General features: G+C 65.5%; 20 protein-coding genes and 1 tRNA gene. 12 read left to right on the plus strand and 9 right to left on the minus strand.

Features of this window, described 5'->3' with window-relative positions; genetic code table 11:
• Positions 1-21 precede the first annotated feature (21 nt).
• The 3 genes from WI560_RS12525 to WI560_RS12535 all read left to right on the plus strand — a co-directional run bounded on the left by WI560_RS12525 (position 22) and on the right by WI560_RS12535 (position 4036).
• A complete protein-coding gene (locus WI560_RS12525) occupies positions 22-1464 on the plus strand; it encodes a cytochrome ubiquinol oxidase subunit I (protein ID WP_375308252.1) in 1443 nt (480 codons plus the stop codon).
• The gene (gene cydB, locus WI560_RS12530; protein WP_375308253.1) at positions 1461-2471 is read left to right on the plus strand and encodes a cytochrome d ubiquinol oxidase subunit II; all 1011 of its coding nucleotides are present in this window, start codon (positions 1461-1463) and stop codon (positions 2469-2471) included. The genes WI560_RS12525 and cydB overlap by 4 nt, the downstream gene beginning before the upstream one ends.
• Positions 2472-2779: 308 nt before the next feature.
• Complete coding sequence (locus WI560_RS12535; RefSeq protein WP_375308254.1) at positions 2780-4036, plus strand: serine hydrolase domain-containing protein; 1257 nt, start codon at positions 2780-2782, stop codon at positions 4034-4036.
• A gap of 19 nt (positions 4037-4055) precedes the next feature.
• Here WI560_RS12535 and WI560_RS12540 read toward each other — a convergent pair whose 3' ends face one another.
• A complete protein-coding gene (locus WI560_RS12540) occupies positions 4056-4406 on the minus strand; it encodes an AraC family ligand binding domain-containing protein (RefSeq protein ID WP_375308255.1) in 351 nt (116 codons plus the stop codon).
• Between the two features lie 182 nt (positions 4407-4588).
• Here WI560_RS12540 and WI560_RS12545 point away from each other — a divergent pair, with 182 nt between their 5' ends.
• Both WI560_RS12545 and WI560_RS12550 read left to right on the plus strand, forming a co-directional pair.
• Complete coding sequence (locus WI560_RS12545; protein ID WP_375308256.1) at positions 4589-5251, plus strand: SRPBCC family protein; 663 nt, start codon at positions 4589-4591, stop codon at positions 5249-5251.
• Positions 5251-5613, plus strand: coding sequence for an ArsR/SmtB family transcription factor (locus tag WI560_RS12550; protein ID WP_375308257.1), 363 nt, complete (start codon positions 5251-5253; stop codon positions 5611-5613). The genes WI560_RS12545 and WI560_RS12550 overlap by 1 nt, the downstream gene beginning before the upstream one ends.
• A gap of 125 nt (positions 5614-5738) precedes the next feature.
• On the opposite strand, the gene WI560_RS12555 is transcribed toward WI560_RS12550, so the two are convergent.
• Genes WI560_RS12555 through WI560_RS12565 form a run of 3 tightly spaced genes read right to left on the minus strand, consistent with a single transcriptional unit; the run spans position 5739 to position 7685 of the window.
• On the minus strand, positions 5739-6236 hold the full coding sequence (locus WI560_RS12555) for a peptide deformylase (protein WP_375308258.1): 498 nt from the start codon (positions 6234-6236) through the stop codon (positions 5739-5741).
• An 11-nt stretch (positions 6237-6247) separates the two neighbouring features.
• Complete coding sequence (locus WI560_RS12560; protein ID WP_375308259.1) at positions 6248-6709, minus strand: cupin domain-containing protein; 462 nt, start codon at positions 6707-6709, stop codon at positions 6248-6250.
• Between the two features lie 58 nt (positions 6710-6767).
• A complete protein-coding gene (locus tag WI560_RS12565; protein ID WP_375308260.1) occupies positions 6768-7685 on the minus strand; it encodes a LysR family transcriptional regulator in 918 nt (305 codons plus the stop codon).
• Between the two features lie 122 nt (positions 7686-7807).
• On the opposite strand from WI560_RS12565, the gene WI560_RS12570 reads away from it, so the two are divergent.
• The 3 genes from WI560_RS12570 (at position 7808) to WI560_RS12580 (ending at position 10848) form a co-directional block, all read left to right on the plus strand.
• Positions 7808-8368 (plus strand): hypothetical protein, encoded by a 561-nt coding sequence (locus WI560_RS12570; protein WP_375308261.1) that lies wholly within the window; start codon positions 7808-7810, stop codon positions 8366-8368.
• Between the two features lie 11 nt (positions 8369-8379).
• Positions 8380-9363 carry an NAD(P)H-quinone oxidoreductase gene (locus WI560_RS12575; protein ID WP_375308262.1) on the plus strand — a complete coding sequence of 328 codons (984 nt, stop codon included), beginning with the start codon at positions 8380-8382 and terminating at the stop codon, positions 9361-9363.
• 264 nt (positions 9364-9627) lie between these two features.
• Complete coding sequence (locus WI560_RS12580; protein WP_375308263.1) at positions 9628-10848, plus strand: MFS transporter; 1221 nt, start codon at positions 9628-9630, stop codon at positions 10846-10848.
• 22 nt (positions 10849-10870) lie between these two features.
• On the opposite strand, the gene WI560_RS12585 is transcribed toward WI560_RS12580, so the two are convergent.
• Together WI560_RS12585 and WI560_RS12590 are read right to left on the minus strand one after the other, a co-directional pair.
• Positions 10871-11257, minus strand: a complete 387-nt coding sequence (locus WI560_RS12585) for an ester cyclase (RefSeq protein ID WP_375308264.1) — start codon at positions 11255-11257, stop codon at positions 10871-10873.
• Positions 11258-11312: 55 nt separating this feature from the next.
• Entirely contained in the window at positions 11313-12185 is an 873-nt protein-coding gene (locus WI560_RS12590) for a GNAT family N-acetyltransferase (protein WP_375308265.1), read from the minus strand.
• Between the two features lie 206 nt (positions 12186-12391).
• Between WI560_RS12590 and WI560_RS12595 the strand changes: the two genes are divergently transcribed.
• The 4 genes from WI560_RS12595 (at position 12392) to WI560_RS12610 (ending at position 16556) form a co-directional block, all read left to right on the plus strand.
• On the plus strand, positions 12392-14056 hold the full coding sequence (locus WI560_RS12595) for an acetolactate synthase large subunit (RefSeq protein ID WP_375308266.1): 1665 nt from the start codon (positions 12392-12394) through the stop codon (positions 14054-14056).
• A 208-nt stretch (positions 14057-14264) separates the two neighbouring features.
• Positions 14265-14612, plus strand: coding sequence for a Lin0512 family protein (locus tag WI560_RS12600; protein WP_028135844.1), 348 nt, complete (start codon positions 14265-14267; stop codon positions 14610-14612).
• Between the two features lie 4 nt (positions 14613-14616).
• Entirely contained in the window at positions 14617-15309 is a 693-nt protein-coding gene (locus tag WI560_RS12605) for a GNAT family N-acetyltransferase (protein WP_375308267.1), read from the plus strand.
• Positions 15310-15371: 62 nt separating this feature from the next.
• Positions 15372-16556 (plus strand): serine hydrolase domain-containing protein, encoded by a 1185-nt coding sequence (locus tag WI560_RS12610; RefSeq protein WP_375308268.1) that lies wholly within the window; start codon positions 15372-15374, stop codon positions 16554-16556.
• A gap of 75 nt (positions 16557-16631) precedes the next feature.
• On the opposite strand, the gene WI560_RS12615 is transcribed toward WI560_RS12610, so the two are convergent.
• The 3 genes from WI560_RS12615 to WI560_RS12625 form a co-directional block, all read right to left on the minus strand.
• On the minus strand, positions 16632-17972 hold the full coding sequence (locus WI560_RS12615) for an RtcB family protein (protein ID WP_375308269.1): 1341 nt from the start codon (positions 17970-17972) through the stop codon (positions 16632-16634).
• A 112-nt stretch (positions 17973-18084) separates the two neighbouring features.
• Entirely contained in the window at positions 18085-19410 is a 1326-nt protein-coding gene (locus tag WI560_RS12620; protein WP_375308270.1) for a TROVE domain-containing protein, read from the minus strand.
• Between the two features lie 108 nt (positions 19411-19518).
• Positions 19519-19675: transfer RNA gene (locus tag WI560_RS12625), tRNA-Arg, on the minus strand.
• Between the last annotated feature and the right edge of the window lie 476 nt (positions 19676-20151).

Below are 20151 nucleotides of genomic sequence, written 5' to 3' on the forward strand. Positions count from 1 at the left end.
ATTGATGTCGGGGGCGGAGCTATGTCCGATTTACTGCCCAGCGCGTTGGATCTTGCGCGCTTCCAGTTCGCCTTCACGGTTGTCTGGCACTTCCTGTTTCCCGCCTTCACCATCGGATTGGCGAGCTATCTTGCCGTGCTCGAAGGCCTGTGGCTGTGGACGGACCGCGGCGCCTATCTCGATACCTACCGCTATTGGCTGAAGATCTTTGCTGTCGCCTTCGCCATGGGCGTCGTGTCGGGGATCGTCATGTCGTACCAGTTCGGCACCAACTGGTCGGTATTTGCCGACAAGACATCGCCGGTGCTCGGACCGCTCCTTGGCTACGAAGTGCTGACGGCATTCTTTCTCGAGGCGGGCTTCCTTGGGGTGATGCTGTTTGGCCTTGGCCGCGTCGGCCCACGCCTGCATTTCGTTGCGACCTGCTTCGTCGCGGGCGGCACCTTGCTCTCGGCCTTCTGGATTCTGGCGGCGAATTCCTGGATGCAGACGCCGATGGGACATGGGACAGGACCGGACGGCCAGTTCATTCCCGAGAGCTGGCTCGCGATCATCTTCAACCCGTCATTCCCCTATCGGTTCGCCCATACGGTGACGGCGGCTTACCTGACGACCGCGATGATCGTGGGCGCGGTCGGCGCCTGGCATCTCCTGCGGGACAGGATGAACGAGCGCGCTCGCATCATGTTTTCGATGGCGATGTGGATGGCCGCGATCGTGGCGCCGATGCAGCTCCTGATCGGCGATCTGCATGGCGTGAATTCGTATCACCACCAGCCCACCAAGGTCGCCGCCATGGAAGGTCATTTCGAGACCGAGCGCCGCGCGCCTTCCATTCTGTTCGGCATGCCGGATGCCGATGCCGGCGTCACCCACGGCCAGATTGCCATTCCCGGCTTCGCGAGTCTTTACCTCACGCACAGCCTCGATGGAGAGGTCAAGGGGCTGAAGGCGTTTCCGAAGGACACTTGGCCCACCAATATTCCGCTCGTGTTCTGGGCGTTCCGCATCATGGTCGGTCTGGGCATGCTGATGATCGCGCTGGGTGTGGCCTCGCTCATCCTGCGTTGGCGCGACAATCTCTATGACTCGCCATGGCTGCACCGCTTTGCCGTGGCGATGGGGCCGTCCGGGCTCGTCGCGGTGACCGCCGGATGGACCGTGACAGAGGCTGGCCGACAGCCTTTCACGGTTTATGGATTGCTGCGGACGGCCGATAGCGTCGCGCCGATCGCCGCGCCGGCGGTGGCCGCATCGCTCGCCGCATTCGTCGTGGTGTATTTCGTCGTGTTCGGCGCCGGCATCGCGTATCTGTTTCACCTCTTCCGCCAGGCGCCTGAAGCCGGCGAGCACGGACCGCCGCAAGGCCAGCCGGTGCGCACGGCCGGCATCACGCCGGCGCCAGGGCTGGTCAATCGCGAGACGCACGGAACAGAACCAAGGCAGGCGGGGATCAGGCCATGAGCATCGACCTCACACTGATTTGGGCGCTGCTGATCGCCACGGCGGTGTTGCTCTACGTGGTGATGGACGGCTTCGACCTTGGCGTCGGCATCCTGTTTCCGGCCGAGGCGGCAAGAGCCGAGCGCGACGTCATGGTCAATTCCGTGGCGCCGGTCTGGGACGGCAACGAAACCTGGCTCGTGCTGGGCGGCGGCGGATTGTTCGCCGTGTTTCCGCTGGCCTATGCGACGATCTTTCCCGCGCTCTACATGCCGCTCATTCTGATGCTGCTCGCCTTGGTGTTTCGCGGCGTCGCCTTCGAGATGCGGTTTCGGGCTCGGACATCCGCCGGTGAGACCTGGTGGGACCGCGCATTTTCGTGGGGCAGCTTTGCCGCGGCCTTCCTGCAGGGCGTCTGCCTCGGCGCCATCGTGCAGGGCATTCGCGTGGAGGGGCGCGCCTACGCCGGCGGTTGGTGGGATTGGCTCACTCCTTTCTCGGTGCTGACCGGAATTGCCCTGGTTGTCGGCTACGGCCTGCTCGGCGCGTGCTGGCTGATCTGGAAGACGGACGGCGCCCTTCAGGCACGCTGCCGCAACTATGCACGCGTTCTCGGCTTTGCGACGCTCGGCTTCATCGCGGTCATATCCTTGATGATGGTCATCCAAAGCGCGGCCTTTCGCGAGCGATGGCTGACGCTGCCGAACATGCTTTACGCAGCGCCTGTGCCGATCCTCCTGGCTCTGCTGGCATGGCGCTTTCAGCGCGCGCTCGCAAGGGGTGAGGACGGGATGCCGTTCCTGTGCGCGCTCGGCTTCTTCCTGCTGTCTTATGCCGGGCTGGGCATCAGCATGTGGCCGATGATCGTGCCGCCTTCCGTCACGATCTGGCAGGCGGCCACGCATCCCAGCAGCCAGTTGTTCCTGCTCGTCGGGGCAGCGGTGCTGGTGCCGGTGATCCTCGTCTATACCGGCTACGTCTACTGGATATTCCGCGGCAAGGTCCGGCACGGCGAGGGATATCACTGATGCAGCGCGCATCCCGGACCTGGAGGCAACTGCTATGGTTCGTGACGTTGTGGGCCGCAGGTGTCACGACGCTCTTCGTGATCGCATTGCCGATCCGGTGGTTGCTCAAGACGGGATGAGGAGTCCGGAGCGCGCAGGATCGGCAGGACTGTCACTCCTCTCTCGGCATGGCGCGGCGCCGCGAGGCGCTCGCGTGCACGCTTGGCCACGTCATCCCGACTGTGCGTAGCTACCCGGCATAAACGTCGGATGCCCCGACCTGTGCTCCCGTGATACGACATCCGCATCGTCTTCAAGGAGCCCGCTTCATGTCCGTCGCGACTGCCGCCAGCCAGCAGCCCGCTGCCACCTCCACCGATCCCGAAGCCCTCGGCTGGATGCGGGGCTTCCCGCCGTCTCCCGACCGCACCATCACCTTCCAGGACGGCTCATTCCGCAGCTTCCCCGAATTGCGCTGGGCCTGGAGCAACATCCGCCAGCTGGTGCCCACCGTGAATGTCTGGCGCGGGGCAGGACCTGCATCCGTGTTGCCACGCGAAGATCACGATATCGGCGCGGTGCCTTCCATCACGATGGACGGGCGGCCCATGACTTTCGCAAAAATGCTGGAGGAGACGTACGCCGACGGCATCGCGGTGCTGCACCGGGGCAGGCTGATCTATGAGCGCTATTTCGGCGCCTTGAGGCCGCACAAGCCGCATATCGGCATGTCCGTGACGAAGTCGTTCACCGGCGTGCTCGCCGGCATGCTGGTCGCCGAGGGCAGGATCGATCCGCAGGCGCTCGTGACGGACTATGTGCCGGAGCTGAAGACAAGCGGGTTCGGGGACGCACGGGTGCACGAGGTCATGGATATGACCACGGGGCTTGCCTACACCGAAATCTACACCGACAAGAACTCGGACGTGTGGGGCCTTCGGCGCGCCAACGGCATGGCACCGATCCCGCCGGGCTATGAAGGCCCGACCACCATTTTCGATTTCCTGATCGCGCAGAAGAAGCAGGGCGAGCACGGCAGGGCCTTCGCCTACAAGACCGTCAACACCGACGTGCTGGCGTGGATCATCAGGCGCGTCAGCGGCCTGACGCTGTCCGAGCTCTTGTCCGAGCGGATCTGGCAGCCGATGGGCGCGGAGGAGGACGCGCATTATCACGTCGACCGCATCGGCACCGAGAGTGGTGGCGGCGGTCTCTCCACGACGCTGCGCGATCTCGCCCGGTTCGGCGAGACCATGCGCAATCATGGCCGCTTCAACGGCCGCCAGATCGTGCCGTCGCAAGTGGTCGAGGACATCGCGCGCGGCGGCGATCCTGATAAATTCAAGCCGGCGGGCTACACCACATTGCCGGGCGCGTCCTACCGCAACCAATGGTGGGTCACGCACAACGCGCACGGCGCCTACATGGCGCGGGGCGTCTACGGCCAGGGCATCTACATCGATCCCAAGGCCGAGATGGTGATCGCGCGCTACGCCTCGCATCCCATGGCCGGCAACGCCGCCAACGATCCGGTGTCGCTGCCGGCCTACATGGCGCTGGCGAAGGCGCTGATGGCGGGCGGGTAGAGCGCCGCGCGCTCGCGCCTCACTCACGCGCCTCCTGCCAATGCGGGTAGGTGACGTAGGCGGTGAGGGCGCCTTGCTCGTGCGAGCGGATGGTGACCTTCTCGCCCTTCGGCATGTAGACGATCTCGCCGGGACCGGCGGTGACGGTGCTGCCATTGCTCGCAACCGAGAGCTTTCCTTCCAGGACGAGCATGACATCGTCGACCGCGAGCGTCTCGTCGAGGCTCTGGTTCGGGGCGTAGCGGCCGTAGCCGATCGTGATCGGCCCGCCGTGACGCTGGTCGATCACATTGCCGGCGAAGATTTCGCCGTCCTGTCCCGGCGAGCGTTCGAGCGAGGCATCGGTGATGGCGAATTTGCGAACTTTCATGAGTTCCGTCCGTTGCAGAGGGTTTGGTGGAGAGGGCATCGATAGACGCCCGGGCAGGTTGTTTGGTTTCGCGCCGGCTCGCGAGGCGGTTTGACGCAGCGGGTCGCGGAATATAAGGATTGACTTATATTAGTGCTGATTGATATTGCCTGCCTCGCAGGAAGCGAGACGGAGAAGCGCAGATGGAGATCGACGTCGCCAGGGTCCTCGGGCTCGTGACACGTTCAGTGAAGAATTTCGACAAGGATGGGAGACCGGCGAGCGTCGTGACCCTGACGCGGCTCTACGACACCAGCGTCGACGATCTCTGGGACGCCGTGACCAGCAGGGAACGGATCCCGCGCTGGTTCGCGCCGGTCGAGGGCGACCTCCGGCTCGGCGGACGCTATCAGGTCAAGGGCAATGCTGGCGGCACCATCACGTCCTGTACGCCGCCGACCCATTTCGCCGCGTCATGGGAGTTCGGCGGCGCGACGAGCTGGATCGACGTCAGGCTGGCGGCGGAGCGGCAGCAGGCGCGTTTGACGCTTGAGCACACCGCGATCATCGAGGATCATTGGAATCAGTTCGGCCCGGGTGCGGTCGGGGTCGGCTGGGATCTCGCGCTCGCGGGGCTCGAGCGATATCTTGCGACCGGGGCATCGGTCGATCATGAGACGGCGGAGGCGTGGATGGGCTCGCCGGAGGGCAAGGACTTCATGACGACCAGCGGCGAGGCCTGGCGTGCGGCGCATGTCGCAAGCGGAGTCGATCCGGACGAGGCAAAGCAGCGCTCGGACCGCACCATCGCGTTCTATCGCGGCGAGATGCCGCCCGACATCGCCCATCCCGGCACGGGAAGCTGATGCACGTCTTCGAGGTCCTCGCCGATCCCGTGCGCCGCCGCATCCTCGAGCTACTCGGCCAAAACGAGATGGCGTCCGGCGAGGTCGTCGCAGTGATCGGCGCCGAGTTCGGCATCACCCAGGCGGCTGTCTCGCAGCACCTCAAGGTGCTGCGCGAAAGCGGCTTTGCGACCGTTCGCGCCGAGGCGCAAAGGCGCCTCTACTCGGTCGACATTGCCGGGCTGCGCGCGGTCGATGCGTGGATCGATCAGTTTCGGAACTTCTGGGAGCCGAAGCTCGACGCGCTGGCGACCGAGATCGCGCGCGGCAAACGCGAGCGCCGCAACGCGCCGATGACCAAGCGGGGCGGGAAGCGGGCGTGAGACGCGGCGAGATGCGTAGAGTGGATTGGTAGCCGCCGGCTGCGCGAAGCGCGGCGGGCGGCGTAATCCACCATTCTTCTGCTGCGACCTGGTCAGCATGGCGGATGACGCTTCGCTGATCCGCCCTACGATCGCCCCATCTTCTCGAACTTCTTCACAAGCCGCTCCCGCTTCAGCCGCGACAGCCGCTGGATCCAGAACATGCCGTCGAGCTGATCGATCTCGTGCTGATGGCACACGGCGCGCAGCCCCTCCGAGTCCTCGGTTCGAGAGTTGCCCTCGAGATCCTGATAGCTGATCCGCACCCGCGCGTGGCGCTGCACCTCGTCGTTGACGCCGGCCATCGAGACGCTGCCCTCGCGGTGCAGGATCATCTCGGGCGAGGCCCATTCGATGACCGGATTGACGTAGATCTGCGGGCCCTCGCTGTCGCCGAGCTCGAGCACGACGAGTCGCAAGGGGACGCCGATATGGGGCGCGGTGATGCCGATGCCGGGCGCGGCGCGCATGGTTTCGAGCAAATCACGTGCGAGCGCGCGCAGCTCGTCGTCGAAAGTGGCGACGGGGCGGGCAGCCAGCGCGAGCCGGCGGTCGGGATAGCGGAGGATGGGGCGAATCGTCATGATGTGCCGCCTTACTGCCCGGGATACGGCGTGCCGTCCTTGTGCAGGAAGCGGCCGTCGGATCCCGGGCTCATCATATCGATGTCGGAGCAGGTGATGAGATCTTCCTGCGAGCGCGAGCCGACCTCGAGATAGACCGCCGCCGCATTCGACCTGTTGATCATGTGATGGCCGTTGCCGCTGCCTTTCGGGAAGGCGGCGCAATCGCCCGCGCGCAGCACGGTTTCGCCGCCGTCCTCGACCAGCGTCACTTCACCTTCGAGGATGTAGACGAACTCGTCCTCGTGCGAATGCCAGTGCCGCTGGCTCGACCAGCCGCCCGGCGGCAGGCGCATCAGGTTGACGCCGAAATCCTTGAGGCCGCCGGCGTCGCCGAGCCGCTTGCGGAGGCGCTCGGCGCAAGGCGCGTCAAAGGGCGTCGGATAGCCGGAGCCCTTGCGGGCCGGCACGGCAGCGATGTCGATCTTTGGCATGGAGAGATCCGCTGTAATTTCGGGCAGGGACGGTCATGATGGGTGTTGGCGTCGGCAATTACGCCCACACCGGCGGCGATCCGATTGTATCCCGCAACGCGGCGGTCAGGATCGTCAGTTTGGCAGACGGCTGGGCGAGAGCACGCAACAGATAGACTCCGGCCTTCGTCTCGTTCCACCGCTCGCCATCGAGCGGGATTCGTGTCAACGAACCGGCACGCACATCCGTCCCGACAACCCAGTCTGCCAGGAACGCGATGCCGATGCCGGCGAGTGCCGCGAGCCGCATCGCTTCGAAGTCGTCGCATCGAAACACGGCTTGCGGCCCCGGCGCTGCGCCCGCGGGGTGACCAAGCACGTCCGTCCAGCCCAGCAGGTCGGCGCCGTGCAATTTGTCGATCAGCCGATGGTCGGTGAGGTCTTTCGCTTCGGCCGGTGTGCCGTGACGATCGAGATAAGCAGGAGTGGCGACCAGCAGTCTGTTCTGCGAAGCCAGCTTGGTCGCGATGAGCGTGCTGTCTGCAAGTTCGCCGATCCGGATCACGGCATCGAGCCGCTCCAGCACGGGATCTGCGAGCCTTTCCGTGAGATCGAGCTCGACCGTGAGGCCGGGATGATCCCGCATGACCGTTTCCAGCGTGGGGATCACATAGCGCTTGCCAAAGGTCGGAAAGCAGGCAAGGCGAAGAACGCCGGCGACCGCACCATCGAAAGCCGCGATCTCGGCATGCGTGTCGGCGAGGTCGTCGAGCAACCGCTGCGCACGTTCGAACAGTCGTTCCCCGGCATCGGTCACCGCGAGCGCGCGGGTCGAGCGCACCAATAGCGGCACGCCGACACTGTGCTCCAGCGCGTCGATCTGCCTGACGATGGCCGAGGGCGTCACACCGCGATGACGGGCGGCGCTGGAGAAGCTCCCGCCACGAACCACGTCAACATAGATTGCCAGATGTTCCGCAAAACGCGGGTCTTTCATCTTTGCGCCTTTCGCAAAAGGGTTTCGAGCTCAACGTTCATTATCATCAACTCTCGAAAACCGTATCTCGTCTCTCGAAGGCGGGCCTTACCGGCCCAAGCCCTTGAATGGAAGGAGATATCATGAAGGTTCTCGATCGTATCCTGTCGCAATCGGCCTATACCGCGGTCATTGACGTGCCTCTCGACCGAGTGGACATCGCCGAATGGCTGTTCACGCTCTCCGAAGTCGAATATCTGCGTTGCTGCCCGCCCGATCACATTGCGGCCGGCGTCAGCTCCACAGACGACGGGCGCCGTATGATGATCAATGTCGAGCAAATCGGCACCGGGCTGGTCATCCAGCACTATGTCGCGGAGGAGGCCGGCAAGAGCTACTGCCGCATGAATTCGATCTCCGACGTGTTTACGACAAATGGCCGGACCCAGGTCAACGTGATCTGGGAGCTGAAGGCCGAAGCAATCGATGAGGGCCACACACGCTACACCAACAGCGTCACGGCACACCCGACCGATGTCTTCATGGCATTCCTGGACAAGCACGGCATTTCCTTCGACGACGCCGCCAACGCGCGCCAGGCGGCCGGAAGCGACCACAATCGGCGGGAGACGCCGTTGTTCGCCGCCAGCATCGCGCGGCGCGCCAAGGCCCATACGAAGGCCCATACGAAGGCCCATGCGTAGGAGCAGGCAAAGTGAAAGGCATCGTCTATGACGGCTTCGGTCCGGCGGAGGTTCTCCGCCTGGCCGAAGTGCCGAGGCCGGAGGTTCGCCCTCACGATCTCCTGGTGCGTGTGAAGGCGGCGGGCGTCAATCGCGCAGATATTCTCCAGCGAAACGGCGCCTACGGCAATCAGAGCTTTGGCGAGAGCACTCTGCTCGGCCTCGAACTGGCGGGTGAGGTCGTTGGCGTCGGCAGCGCGGTTGACGACGTCTCGAACGGACAGCGTGTGATGGCGATCGTCGGCGGCGGGGCGTATGCCGAATTCGCCCGGGTCGACCGTCGCATGGCGACCAGGATTCCGGACAATATCTCGTTCGTCGAGGGCGCGGCGATCATGGAATCATTCGTTACGGCGGTCGAGGCGGTCTCACATGTTGCGGGCGTCGGGCAAGGTCAAACCGTCCTGGTTCACGGTGCCGCGGGTGGAGTGGGCTCCGCGTGCGTGCAGGTCGCCCATGCCCTGGGCGCCACCGTCTACGCAACGGCGAGCGCTTCGCGGTTGGCGGATGTCGCCAGCATCGGCGCCGCCGCCGTGATCGACTACCGCGGCGAGGATTTCGAAAGCGTCGTCGCGAGGCTTACCGATCATCGCGGCGCTGACGCCGTCATCGATTTCGTCGGCGGCGATTACCTGCCGCGCAACCTCCGCAGCCTTCGGCCTGGCGGCACCCTGGTTCAAGTTGGCATCTTGAGCGGCCAGCACGCCCCCTCGATTCCGCTCAACCTGCTGCTCCACAACCACCTGCGTTTGGTGGGCACCGTCATGAAATCGCGAGACGTGGACGAGAAGCGGGCGATGGTGCGTCGTTTCTCCGAGGAGTTCTTGCCGCTGTTCGAGTCGGGTCGGCTGAAACCGTTGGTCGACCGGGTGTTTCCGCTGGAACGCGCCGCCGATGCCCATCGCAGCGTGGAGCGCGGCGGCGGATTTGGAAAGGTCGTCTTGGCGGTGGACTGAGATCGGCGGGAGTGTCGCGCTTGTGATTGGCGGGATCATGACATCATGCCGGTGTTTTGCCCGACACGTCAAATTGCTCCCTGGGTTTCGCGAAACACGGGGCTCGTAAGTCCTTGATCCCGTTGAGGCAGCCTACTGTGCATGGGGTTGTCTTGCGACTTTTCTATTGGCAGGTGACAAAGGCCTCGGCAAAAATGTCGTTCCATTGTCGGCCGACGTGGTTCCCATTCGTCTTCTCCCAGACAGATCTCACGGGAGACCCAAATGACCCAATCCCCCTATCGCTGGGTGATCGTCGCCGCCGGCGGCCTGCTCGGCTGCGTCGCGATCGGCGGCATGTTTTCGCTGCCGGTGTTCCTGCAGCCGATCGCCAAGGACACCGGCTGGTCGGTGACCGGCATCTCCAGCGCGATGACGATCGGCTTTCTGGCGATGGCGTTCACCAGCATGGCCTGGGGCACGCTGTCGGACCGGTTCGGTCCGCTGCCGGTGGTGCTGACGGGATCGACCGTGCTGGCGCTCAGCCTGTTCGCCGCGAGCCAGGCGACCTCGCTTCTGGTGTTCCAGATCGTGTTCGGCCTTCTGACCGGCGCGGCCTGCGCGGCGATCTTCGCGCCGATGATGGCGGCTGTCACCGGCTGGTTCGACACAAATCGCAGCCTCGCGGTGTCGCTGGTCTCGGCCGGCATGGGCATGGCGCCGATGACGATGTCGCCGTTCGCGGCCTGGCTGATCTCCAGCCACGATTGGCGGACCTCGATGCAGATCGTGGCGCTGGTGGTCGGCGCCATCATGATCCCGGTCTCGTTCCTGGTGCGCCGTCCGCCGGCGCTCGCGCAAGGCCCGGCCGCGCCCGCCGGCGAAGCCGCCGGACAAAACGAGATGTCGGTGGGCGAGGCGCTGCGCTCGCCGCAATTCATGGTCCTGCTCGCGACCAATTTCTTCTGCTGCGCCACCCATTCCGGCCCGATCATCCACACCGTCAGCTACGCCGTGAGCTGCGGCATCCCGCTGATCGCGGCGGTGACGATCTACAGCATCGAGGGGTTCGCCGGCCTCGGCGGCCGCATCGCCTTCGGCCTGATGGGCGACCGCTTCGGCGCCAAGCGCGTGCTGGTGTCGGGCCTGCTGCTGCAGGCGTTCGGCGCGCTCGCCTATGTGTTCGCGAACCAGCTCACGACGTTCTATGCCGTCGGCGCCATCTTCGGCTTCATCTATGCCGGCACCATGCCGCTCTATGCCGTGCTCATCCGCGAGAACTTTCCGCTTCGGATGATGGGCACGGTGATCGGCGGCACGGCGATGGCCGGCAGCCTCGGCATGGCGACCGGCCCGCTCGCCGGCGGCCTGATCTATGACGCGTTCTCCAGCTATGCCTGGCTCTACATCGCCTCCTGGGCGATGGGCCTCGGTGCCTTCCTGATGGCGATGACGTTCAGGCCGTTCCCTAAGCCGCAAGGGCAGGCGGCGCCGGCGGCGGCGTGAGCTTAGGTGTCGAGGCGCAGCGTCAGAGCTGCGCCTCGATCGCGGCCTTGTCGATCACCGACCAGACCTGCTGGATCCTGTCACTGCCGAATTCGTAGAACACATTCTCGCAGAACGAGACGCGCCGGCCATTGACGGCAAGTCCCAGGAACGTCCCGACCGGTGTGCAGTCGAACTGCAGCCGCGCCGCGAGCCCCGGCGGGTCCGATATCAGCAGCGCGATGTCAAAACGCAAATCCGGAATCTCGCGAAAATCCCGCTCCAGCATCGCGCGATAACCGGACAGGCCGAGCGGCCGGCCGTTGTGAACGACATCGTCATGCACGAACCGGCCGAGCGAGGGCCAGTCCTGCCGGTTCAGGCAGGCGATATAGGCGCGGTAGGTCTCGGCGAGGTCGTCTCGTGTCATATCGAAGCTCCGTGCGGCCTCGACCCTAACGCGCAGACATCGCGACCGGTCCAGCTCAGAGCCGCTTTTCGAAGAACAGGTCGGGATAGGGATCGTCGTTGAAACGCGGGATCTCGCGCCAGCCCGTGCTGCGATAGAGCTGGCCGGCCTCGGGCAGCGCGCTGTTGGTGTCGAGCCGCAGCAGCGCGATGCCGAGCTCGCGCGCGGCATCCTCGATCGCATCCATCAGCCGCCGGCCGAGCCGCAATCCGCGTGCGGCGGGCGCGACCCACAGCCGCTTGATCTCGGCATAGCCGTGATCGGTTCCCTTCAAGCCGACGCAGCCGATCGGCAGCGTGTCCGACATCGCGACGATGAAGGTGCCGCGCGGTCGGCGCATGTCCTTGGCGTCGGGGTCGCGCGACTGCGAGACGTCAAAGCCGTGTTTGAAGCGGCGGCCGAGCTCGGCATAATACTCGCCGAGGCAGTGGCGAGCTTGCTCGGATCGCGGATCCATCTCGTCCAGCGCGATCCGCTCGCGCGTCAGGGTGGAGGCGATCAGGTCCATCGCCGCCAGCAGCGCCTCGCGTTGCGAATGCTGCGCCAGGAAGCCTTCGGCCTGCGCGTTCGACAGCGCCTCATAGGCCGCGAACTCGCGCCGGCCCGACCGCGTCAAGGTCGCGACGCGCCGGCGCGCATCGTCCTGATGCGCTTCGGTCTCGACCAGCCCTTCGTCCTCGAGGCTGCGCAGCAGGCGGCTCATCAATCCGGAATCGAGACCGAGATAGTCGCGGATCTCGGCCACGTCCGTACGCCCATGCCCGATCGCGTTCAGCACGCGCGCCGCACCGAGCGGCCGGCCGCGGCCCAGAAAGGAGGTGTCGAGCGCGCCGACCGCCGAAGTGACGGCGCGATTGAAGCGGCGAACGCGCGAGATCCGGTCCAGCATGATGTCTGACTACAGTCAGACATCATGCTCTGTCAATCGCGACGATCGCGATGGAACATGGAGGAAGCCGCTGCTCCGTACCGTCGCCTTGCGGTCGCAATGACGAGGTTGATGTGCCGCGCCTTTCTTTGTGAGTTGTGCCGAAGCCGCGAGCCGCTACCATGCGCCGACTGCCGTGGAACACGGGAGCGAGCATGGGAGGCGGCATGAGCGGGCAGGAACGCAAGGCGAAAGGATCGGACCTGTTTGTCGCCGCGCTGGAGAATGAGGGCGTCGATCGCATCTTCGGCGTCCCCGGCGAGGAGAATCTCGATCTGGTGGAATCGCTCCGCACCTCCAGAATCGAGTTGGTCCTGACCCGCCACGAGCAGGCTGCCGCCTTCATGGCCGCCACCTATGGCCGGCTGACCGGCAAGCCCGGCGTCTGTCTGTCGACGCTCGGCCCGGGTGCGCTCAACCTGTCCACCGGTGCGGCCTATGCGCATCTGGGCGCGATGCCGATGATCCTGATCACCGGCCAGAAGCCGATCATGAGCAGCCGGCAGGCGCGCTTTCAGATCGTGGACGTGGTCGCGACCATGAAGCCGCTGACCAAGCTGTCGCGGCAGATCGTCAGCGCCTCCAGCATTCCGACCGTGGTGCGGGACGCTTTTCGCGTCGCGATGGAGGAGCGGCCCGGACCGGTCCATCTCGAGCTGCCCGAGGACATCGCCGGCGACGAGGTGCCTGCCGTGCCCGTGATTCCCGTGCACCCGATCGAGATCCCGGTCGCCCATCGCGCCGCGCTCGACCGTGCGGCCGAGATGATCTTGGCCGCGAAGCGCCCGCTGGTGATGATGGGCGCGGCAACCAGCCGGCCGCGCTCGACCCACGGCATCGCGAGCTTCGTGCGGCGCACCGGCATTCCGTTCTTCACGACGCAGATGGGCAAGGGCACCGTGCCCGGCGGCACCAATCTCTACATGGGCACCGCCGCGCTGTCGGAGCGCGACTATGTGCATGACGCCATCGACGCCGCCGATCTGATCGTCGCGATCGGTCACGACCCGATCGAGAAGCCGCCCTTCATCATGGGCCCGTCGGGGCCGAAGGTCATTCACGTCAGCTACACCTCGGCCAGTGTCGAGCAGGTCTATTTTCCGGACGCCGAGGTCGTCGGCGATGTCGGTCCGAGCCTGGAGCTGCTCGCCGACCGGCTCGAAGGCAAGCTGCCGCAGGCCGCCGCGCTGCTGCCGTTGCGTGAAGAGATCCTGGGGCACATCGCCGATCGCGCCACCGAGGCGCGCTGGCCGCCGACGCCGCAGCGCATCGTGCACGATATCCGCCAGGTGATGCCCGAGAACGGCATCGTCGCGCTCGACAACGGCATGTACAAAATCTGGTTCGCGCGCAACTACCGCACCCGTGTCGCGAATACGCTGCTGCTCGACAATGCGTTGGCGACCATGGGGGCCGGCCTGCCGTCGGCGATGATGGCCGCGATGCTCTATCCCGACCGCCGTGTGCTCGCGGTCGCCGGCGACGGCGGCTTCATGATGAACAGCCAGGAGATGGAGACCGCCGTCCGCCTCAAGCTCAATCTCGTCGTGCTGGTGCTGGAGGACAACGCCTACGGCATGATCCGCTGGAAACAGGCCGTCGATCATTTCGCCGATTACGGCATGACTTTTGGCAACCCGGACTTTGCGCTTTACGCCAGGGCCTATGGGGCCAAAGGCCATCGCATCGAGAACATCGACAGCTTTGGCCCGACGCTCGACGCCGCTTTCAGGGAGGGCGGCGTGCATCTGGTCGTGGTCCCGATCGACTATTCGGAGAACGTGCGGGTGCTGGTCGATGAGCTGCGCGCGCATGAGAAGGCGAAGGGGTGATTGATGGAGCGAAGTTGTCTCCATATCGTCATTGCGAGCGCAGCGAAGCAATCCAGACTGCGTCCGCGGAAAGATCCTGGATTGCTTCGCTGCGCTCGCAATGACGGAGGTCTGGGCGGGCACGTCCAACCTACATGAGAAGCACAGTTGTCTCGCGCTCTCCGATCATCGACACTCGCAATCACCACACCAACCACAGGAATATCAAATGACCCGCGTTCGTTGTGTCACCGAGATGGGCATGGGCGTCGACGTCCACGGCAGGGACGCCACCAAGGCGGCGAAGCGGGCGGTGTCGGATGCCATCAGGCATTCCAGCCTCGGCTTCTTCCGGATGATCGGCAAGACCGCGAACGACATGTTCGTCGATGTCACGATCGGCGTGCCCAACCCCGAGGCGGTGGACAAGGAAGCCGTGGCCAGGGAGCTTCCTTACGGCACCGTGACCGTCACAGCGGTCAAGGGTGGGCTGGAGATCCCCTCGGCCACGGAAGTGGCCAACGATCCCATCCTCATCGCCAATGCCGCCGTCATCGTCAGCTTCGAGAAGGACTAGACCGGTGTCCGACAGCGATGAGGCGCTGCTCGATCATCCGATCTGGAGCGCGCTGACGACGAGCCACAAGCATCTGGCCGAGGGCGGCCCGCTCGCGCGGCGCTATCCCGTCGACATGACGCCGTTCGCCGACATGGTCGACATGTCCGCGGCGAGCTTTGCCGCGCTCCGCGACCTCTTGTCGGGGACGCAGGTCGCCGCGCTGTTCACGCCGGAGCCGGTCGACATGCCCTCGGGGTTCAAGGTCGTGCTGGCCGAGACCGGCGAGCAGATGATCGGCTCGCCCGCCGACAGCCCGCTGCGCGATGCCGAGATCGTCACGCTGGGAGCGGCCGACGTGCCCGCGATGATGGCACTGACGGAGCTGACCAAGCCCGGGCCGTTCGCGCTGCGCACCCACGAGCTCGGCACGTTCCTCGGCGTTCGCGCCGGCGGCGAGCTGGTCGCGATGACGGGCGAGCGGATGAAGCCGGGCAAGTTCGTCGAGATGACGGCCGTCTGCGTGCATCCCGATTATCGCGGGCGCGGCTATGCACAGGCGCTGTTGGCGGCGGTCGCGCGGCGGATCGAGGCACGCGGCGAAATCCCGTTCCTGCACGTGTTTTCGAGCAATACCTCCGCGATTGCGCTGTACCAGCGGCAGGGCATGCGGATCCGGCGTCGGCTGTACGTGACGGCGTTCATGAGAGAAGAATAGGCGCCCTTCATTTCCCTCGAATTTTCGCTATACCCGTCCCAACCACAAATTCGGGGAAACGCATGGACGCCAGAACGACCGATTTTTCCGCCGCGCGGACGGCAATGCAGCGCTACGTCGATCAGGAGATCATTCCGGGCGCGTCCTGGGCCGTGCTGCGCGGGCGCGAGGTGGTCGACCAGCAATGCGTCGGCTTTGCCGACCGCGAGGCGAGCACCGCGCTGCGGCCCGATCATATCTTTCGCGCGTTCTCCAACACCAAGATCTTCGTCACCTGCGCGATCATGCTGCTGGTCGAGGAAGGCCGCGTCGGGCTCGATGATCCGATCGAGACCTTCCTGCCGCAGCTCGGCCATCGCAAGGTGCTCAAGCAGGACGCTTCGAGCCTTGCCGATGTCGAGCCCGCAAGGAGCTTGATCACGATCCGCCAGCTCCTGACCCACACCTCCGGTCTCAGCTACGGCATATTCGATCCCGGCACGGTGCTGTTCAAAGGCTACAACGAGGCGCGCGTGCTCAATCCGCTGACGCCGCTCTCCGACATGATCGACAAGCTGGCCGATATGCCGCTGTCCTATCATCCCGGCACGGCCTGGGAATATTCGGTTGCCACGGACGTGCTCGGCCGCGTCGTGGAGGTCGTCTCGGGTAAATCTCTCGATGCCTTCCTCAAGGCGCGCATCTTCGATGTCCTCGGCATGACCGACACCGGATTCCACGTGCCCGAGGCGGAGCAGGGCAGGCTGGTCGCGCTCTACAATGGCGCCGACGTGTTCGATCCCATGAAGCCGGGCCTGACGCGCGCCGACAACCTGCCGTTTCCGCAAGCCTATCGGCGGCCGTTCCCGCGGCTCTCGGGCGGCGGCGGTCTGGTCTCGACCCTGCCGGACATGCTCGCGCTGGTCCGCGCGCTGCTGCCCGGTTCGGATGCCCTGCTGAAGCCGGAGACGCTGCGGCAGATGATGTCGAACCAGCTGCCCGCAGGGCAGACCATCCGCTTCGCCAATCTCGGCCCGATGCCCGGCAAGGGGTTTGGTCTCGGCGGCGCCGTCACCTTCGCGCCGACCCCGTTCGACCCGTCCAACTCGACCGGTGAGTTCCAGTGGGGCGGCCTTGCCGGGACCCATTGGTGGATCTGCCCAGAGGCCAACACCGCCGGCGTGCTGATGACCCAGCGCTATATGGGCTTCTGGAATCCGTTCTTCTTCGAGTTCAAGCGCCTGGCCTATCAGGCCGCCGGAGGCTGACGCGGCCGGCGGTCCCGCTTTCCAGGACGAAACGAAAACGGGCGGGAGGCATCACCTCCCGCCCGCGGTTTCGCGTCAGTCCTTCCACGGATCGAATTCGCCTTCGCCGGCCATGGCGACGGCGAACGGCCGCAGCGTGTGCAGCACCTTCACCGTGCCGGCGTGCTGCGCCAGCACGTCGGGCAGGCGACGATAGGCCATCGGGCTCTCGTCGAGGTCGGCACCGATCAGGGTGACGCCGCGCTCGTTGAGCCACCGGTCCATCTGTTCACGCGAGAAGCGCCGCTTCGCCTCCCGTCGTCCGAACAGGCGGCCGGCGCCATGCACGGTCGAGTAGAGCGAGGCCTTGGCTTCCGGGCTGTCGACGCCTTCGAGGATGACGGCGTCGTCGCCCATCGAGCCGCCGACGAATCCCTTCTGGCCGGGAAACGCCGGTGTCGCGCCCTTGCGCACCACCCACAGATCCTTGCCGTCGTGGGTCTCACGCCAGGCATAGTTGTGGTGGTTGTGCACGCTCTCGGTGACGCTCCCGCCGATGATCTGGCGGACGCGCTCGACGACCCACTCGCGGCCCGCATAGGCATAACGCCCGGCGAGCTGCATCGCGGCGATGTAGCGGCGGCCGAGCTCGCTGTCCTCGTCGACCACGGCGGGCGGAACGTTCATGCCGTCCTTGCCGCCGGCGGCCTTGAGGTAGCGCGTCGCGGAGGTGTGTCCGAGACCGCGGCTGCCGAAGTGGACGCCGATCCAGACGAAACCGTCCTCGTCGCGCATGAGGTCGACATAATGGTTGCCCGAACCGACCGTGCCGAGCTGGCTCACCGCCTTGTTGCGGTAGGACTCCATGTCGCTCTCGCGCCAGGCATCGCCGTCGTCGAACAGATCGTGCTCGGCCCGCTCGGCGTTGGCGCGGCCGATGCCGAACGAAATCGTCTTGGCGACGTCGCGGATGATCGTGGGCACGCGGCTTGCGATGTCGTCGAAGCGCGTGTCGAGCCGAGCCGCCATGTTGCCGCAACCGATGTCGAAGCCGACGCCGGAGATGCTGATCTGCTTCTCATAGGCGATGACGCCGCCGACCGGCTGCGCATAGCCGAGATGGCCGTCGGCGCAGATCACGCCGGAGACGACGTTGCCGACCGCCATGCAGTTGCGCATCTGCGCGATCGTCGCGTCCTCGTGCGGGCCGAACACCTTCAGCGGCGCATTCTGGAAGCGGGCATCCTGCATCCGGAACTCGGCGATCCAGCTCGCGGTCGCATTGGCCTCGCGGGCCAGATGCTCCTTGCGCGCGGCGTCCTTGTACAGGCACCAGGCGGGCTGGCCGCGTCCTTCGCCGACACGCTGGTCGGGATCGACGCCGGCGGCGAGGCGGAGCTCGCGGGCGCGTTCCATGTAGGGGTCGGGTCGTCGCATGGTCGTAGGTCCTTGTCATTCCACCCGCACCCTAACCGGACCGGGTGGATCATTTCAGAAATTTCGCAAGGCCCCGGGCGCGTCTTGCGTCCGGGGCCGCTGTCGTTGCGCATCAGTTCAACGCCGTTTCCGACGCCGCGATCCACGCGACCACGGCCTCGGAGAAGCCGTTGACGCGGGTCCAGGCGCCGTGACCGACCCCGTGCTGATACGAGGCCACGTTGACCATGGTGCCGCGCGCCTTGGGCTCGGGCACCTGGTCGTGGCTCTGCTCGTCGGTGAAGACGATGAGGCGATCGCCCTTGCGGTCGATCTCCGTCACGGCCTTGCCGAGATAGGTTCCGCCGTGCGGCTGCGAGTTGATGATCGCGTCTCGAAGCGTGAAGCCGCGGCGGGGCGGGACCTTCACCACCTCATTGCTGAAGGTGAAGATCTCGACCTCGTCGCAGATCTCGCGCGCGAGGATGGCAAGGCCGCACGCCGCCTCCGCACGCGTCATTTCCGACTGCGCGGAGAGGGTCGCGAACATCGAGCCCGACACGTCGATCAGGAGCCGCGTCCGGCCCGGAAGCCGCACATGGTCCTTGACCGACTTGAGCATCGCAGCCTCGAGCTCGGGCTCGAAGTCCGGCGCATAGCGCGCCGCCGTGATGAAGCGATAGGGCAGGATACGATCCGTCCGCATCGCCTCGATCGCGCCTGCGATGGTCTCGCGCGGGACCTGCGCAGTCTGCATCAGCCGCAGATTGCGCAGCAGCGCCAGGCCGCCGAGCTTCCGCTCGGCGATCAGCCGCTCGAAGGTCTCGCGCTTGCTCTTGCCGGCCGAGAGCGAAACCTCCCAGGTGTCGGGAGAAGCGAGCTCGCCATCGACGAGCTGCTTCCACACCTTCTCCTGCTCGGCGTCCTTCGGCTTGGCGTGGACCAGGAACAGCACGTCCCTGATCCGCACCGCGCCGTCGCGGTCCCACTTGGCAAGCTGATAGGCGTCGAACTTGGTCAGCGCGCGGGCAAGGCCCTTTTTGACCTGTGCCGAGACCGGCTGACGCTTGCGCTGCTGCTGAGGGCCCAGCGCATCCGCCCAGTAGATCGCGAGCAGCTCCGTCATCTCGTCGGGCCGCTGGATCACCCCGGCGAGCGTGTCCGCGACGAGGGCGCGGTGCTTCTCGTTCCGCGCCATCTCGCGGATGACCAGCAGCGGTGCGTGCCGCAGCTTCATCACCTCGCGTGCCTCGATCGCGAGCTGCGCGACCTTGGCGGGCGCGACCTTGGGCACGAGCACCCTGATGCGGTCGGCGATCGCGACGCCGTCCTCGTAGAACTGGTCCTCCCACAGCAGGCAGTTCATCAGCGCGCGCTTCAGCTCCATCTCGGGCGTGAAGCGCACCGCGCGCGCGCCCTCTCGCGTGAAGGCGCGAACGATCTTGTTGAGCCTGACCATGATGGCCTCCTCTTGAGTTGATGGGGGATGGAAACGGGTGCCGGGGAACAGGCGAGGCTGTACTGCCCTTGCGGGCAAGTCACATGCTCTGCCGCTGAGCTACGGACTTTCGTCCGGAAGGATTCGAACCTTCGACATTGCGATCCGAAGTAACAGCGCTCTTCACCACCGGCGGTGGTTAGGGGGACACGATCCGGGAACAGGCGATTGCTGTGACCCGGCGAGCGAAGCTCGCCGGAAAGCGCTCTATCCTCTGAGCTACCGGTGCACGGGACACCGGGCGGGATTCGAACCCGCGACCTCTCGCGTTGCAGGCGAAGTAACAGAAATCTTCACCACGGACCGTGATGGGATTGGCGGGGAACGATCGATGCTGTTGCTGCCCTTGCGGGCGAACCGCCTTTCGGCGCGCAGGGCTCGAACCTGCTCGGCGCTTTCGCGCCTTTACCACGAAGTAACAGACATCTTCACCACCGCCAGGCCGACGCTCTCGCGCCGGCTGTTTGATGGGGTACGCTGGGGAACGGGCGATATCGGGCTTTCAGTGACGACAACACAGGCACCGTCCTTGCGAACAGATCCTGCGCCGGGCCGCGTGCAAGCCATTTCCGAGGCCGCATCCCGGTGCGTGTGTCAAAGGCGGGAGGCATCACCCGCTTTGCCTTGCGGAGAAGTATCCGAGATCTTCACCACCGGTCGAGCCGCGATCGTCGCGGCAAACCGGAGTTACAAAAATTCTAT

The organism is Bradyrhizobium sp. A11 (genome assembly GCF_042077125.1).
Classification (GTDB): Bacteria; Pseudomonadota; Alphaproteobacteria; order Rhizobiales; family Xanthobacteraceae; genus Bradyrhizobium; species Bradyrhizobium japonicum_B.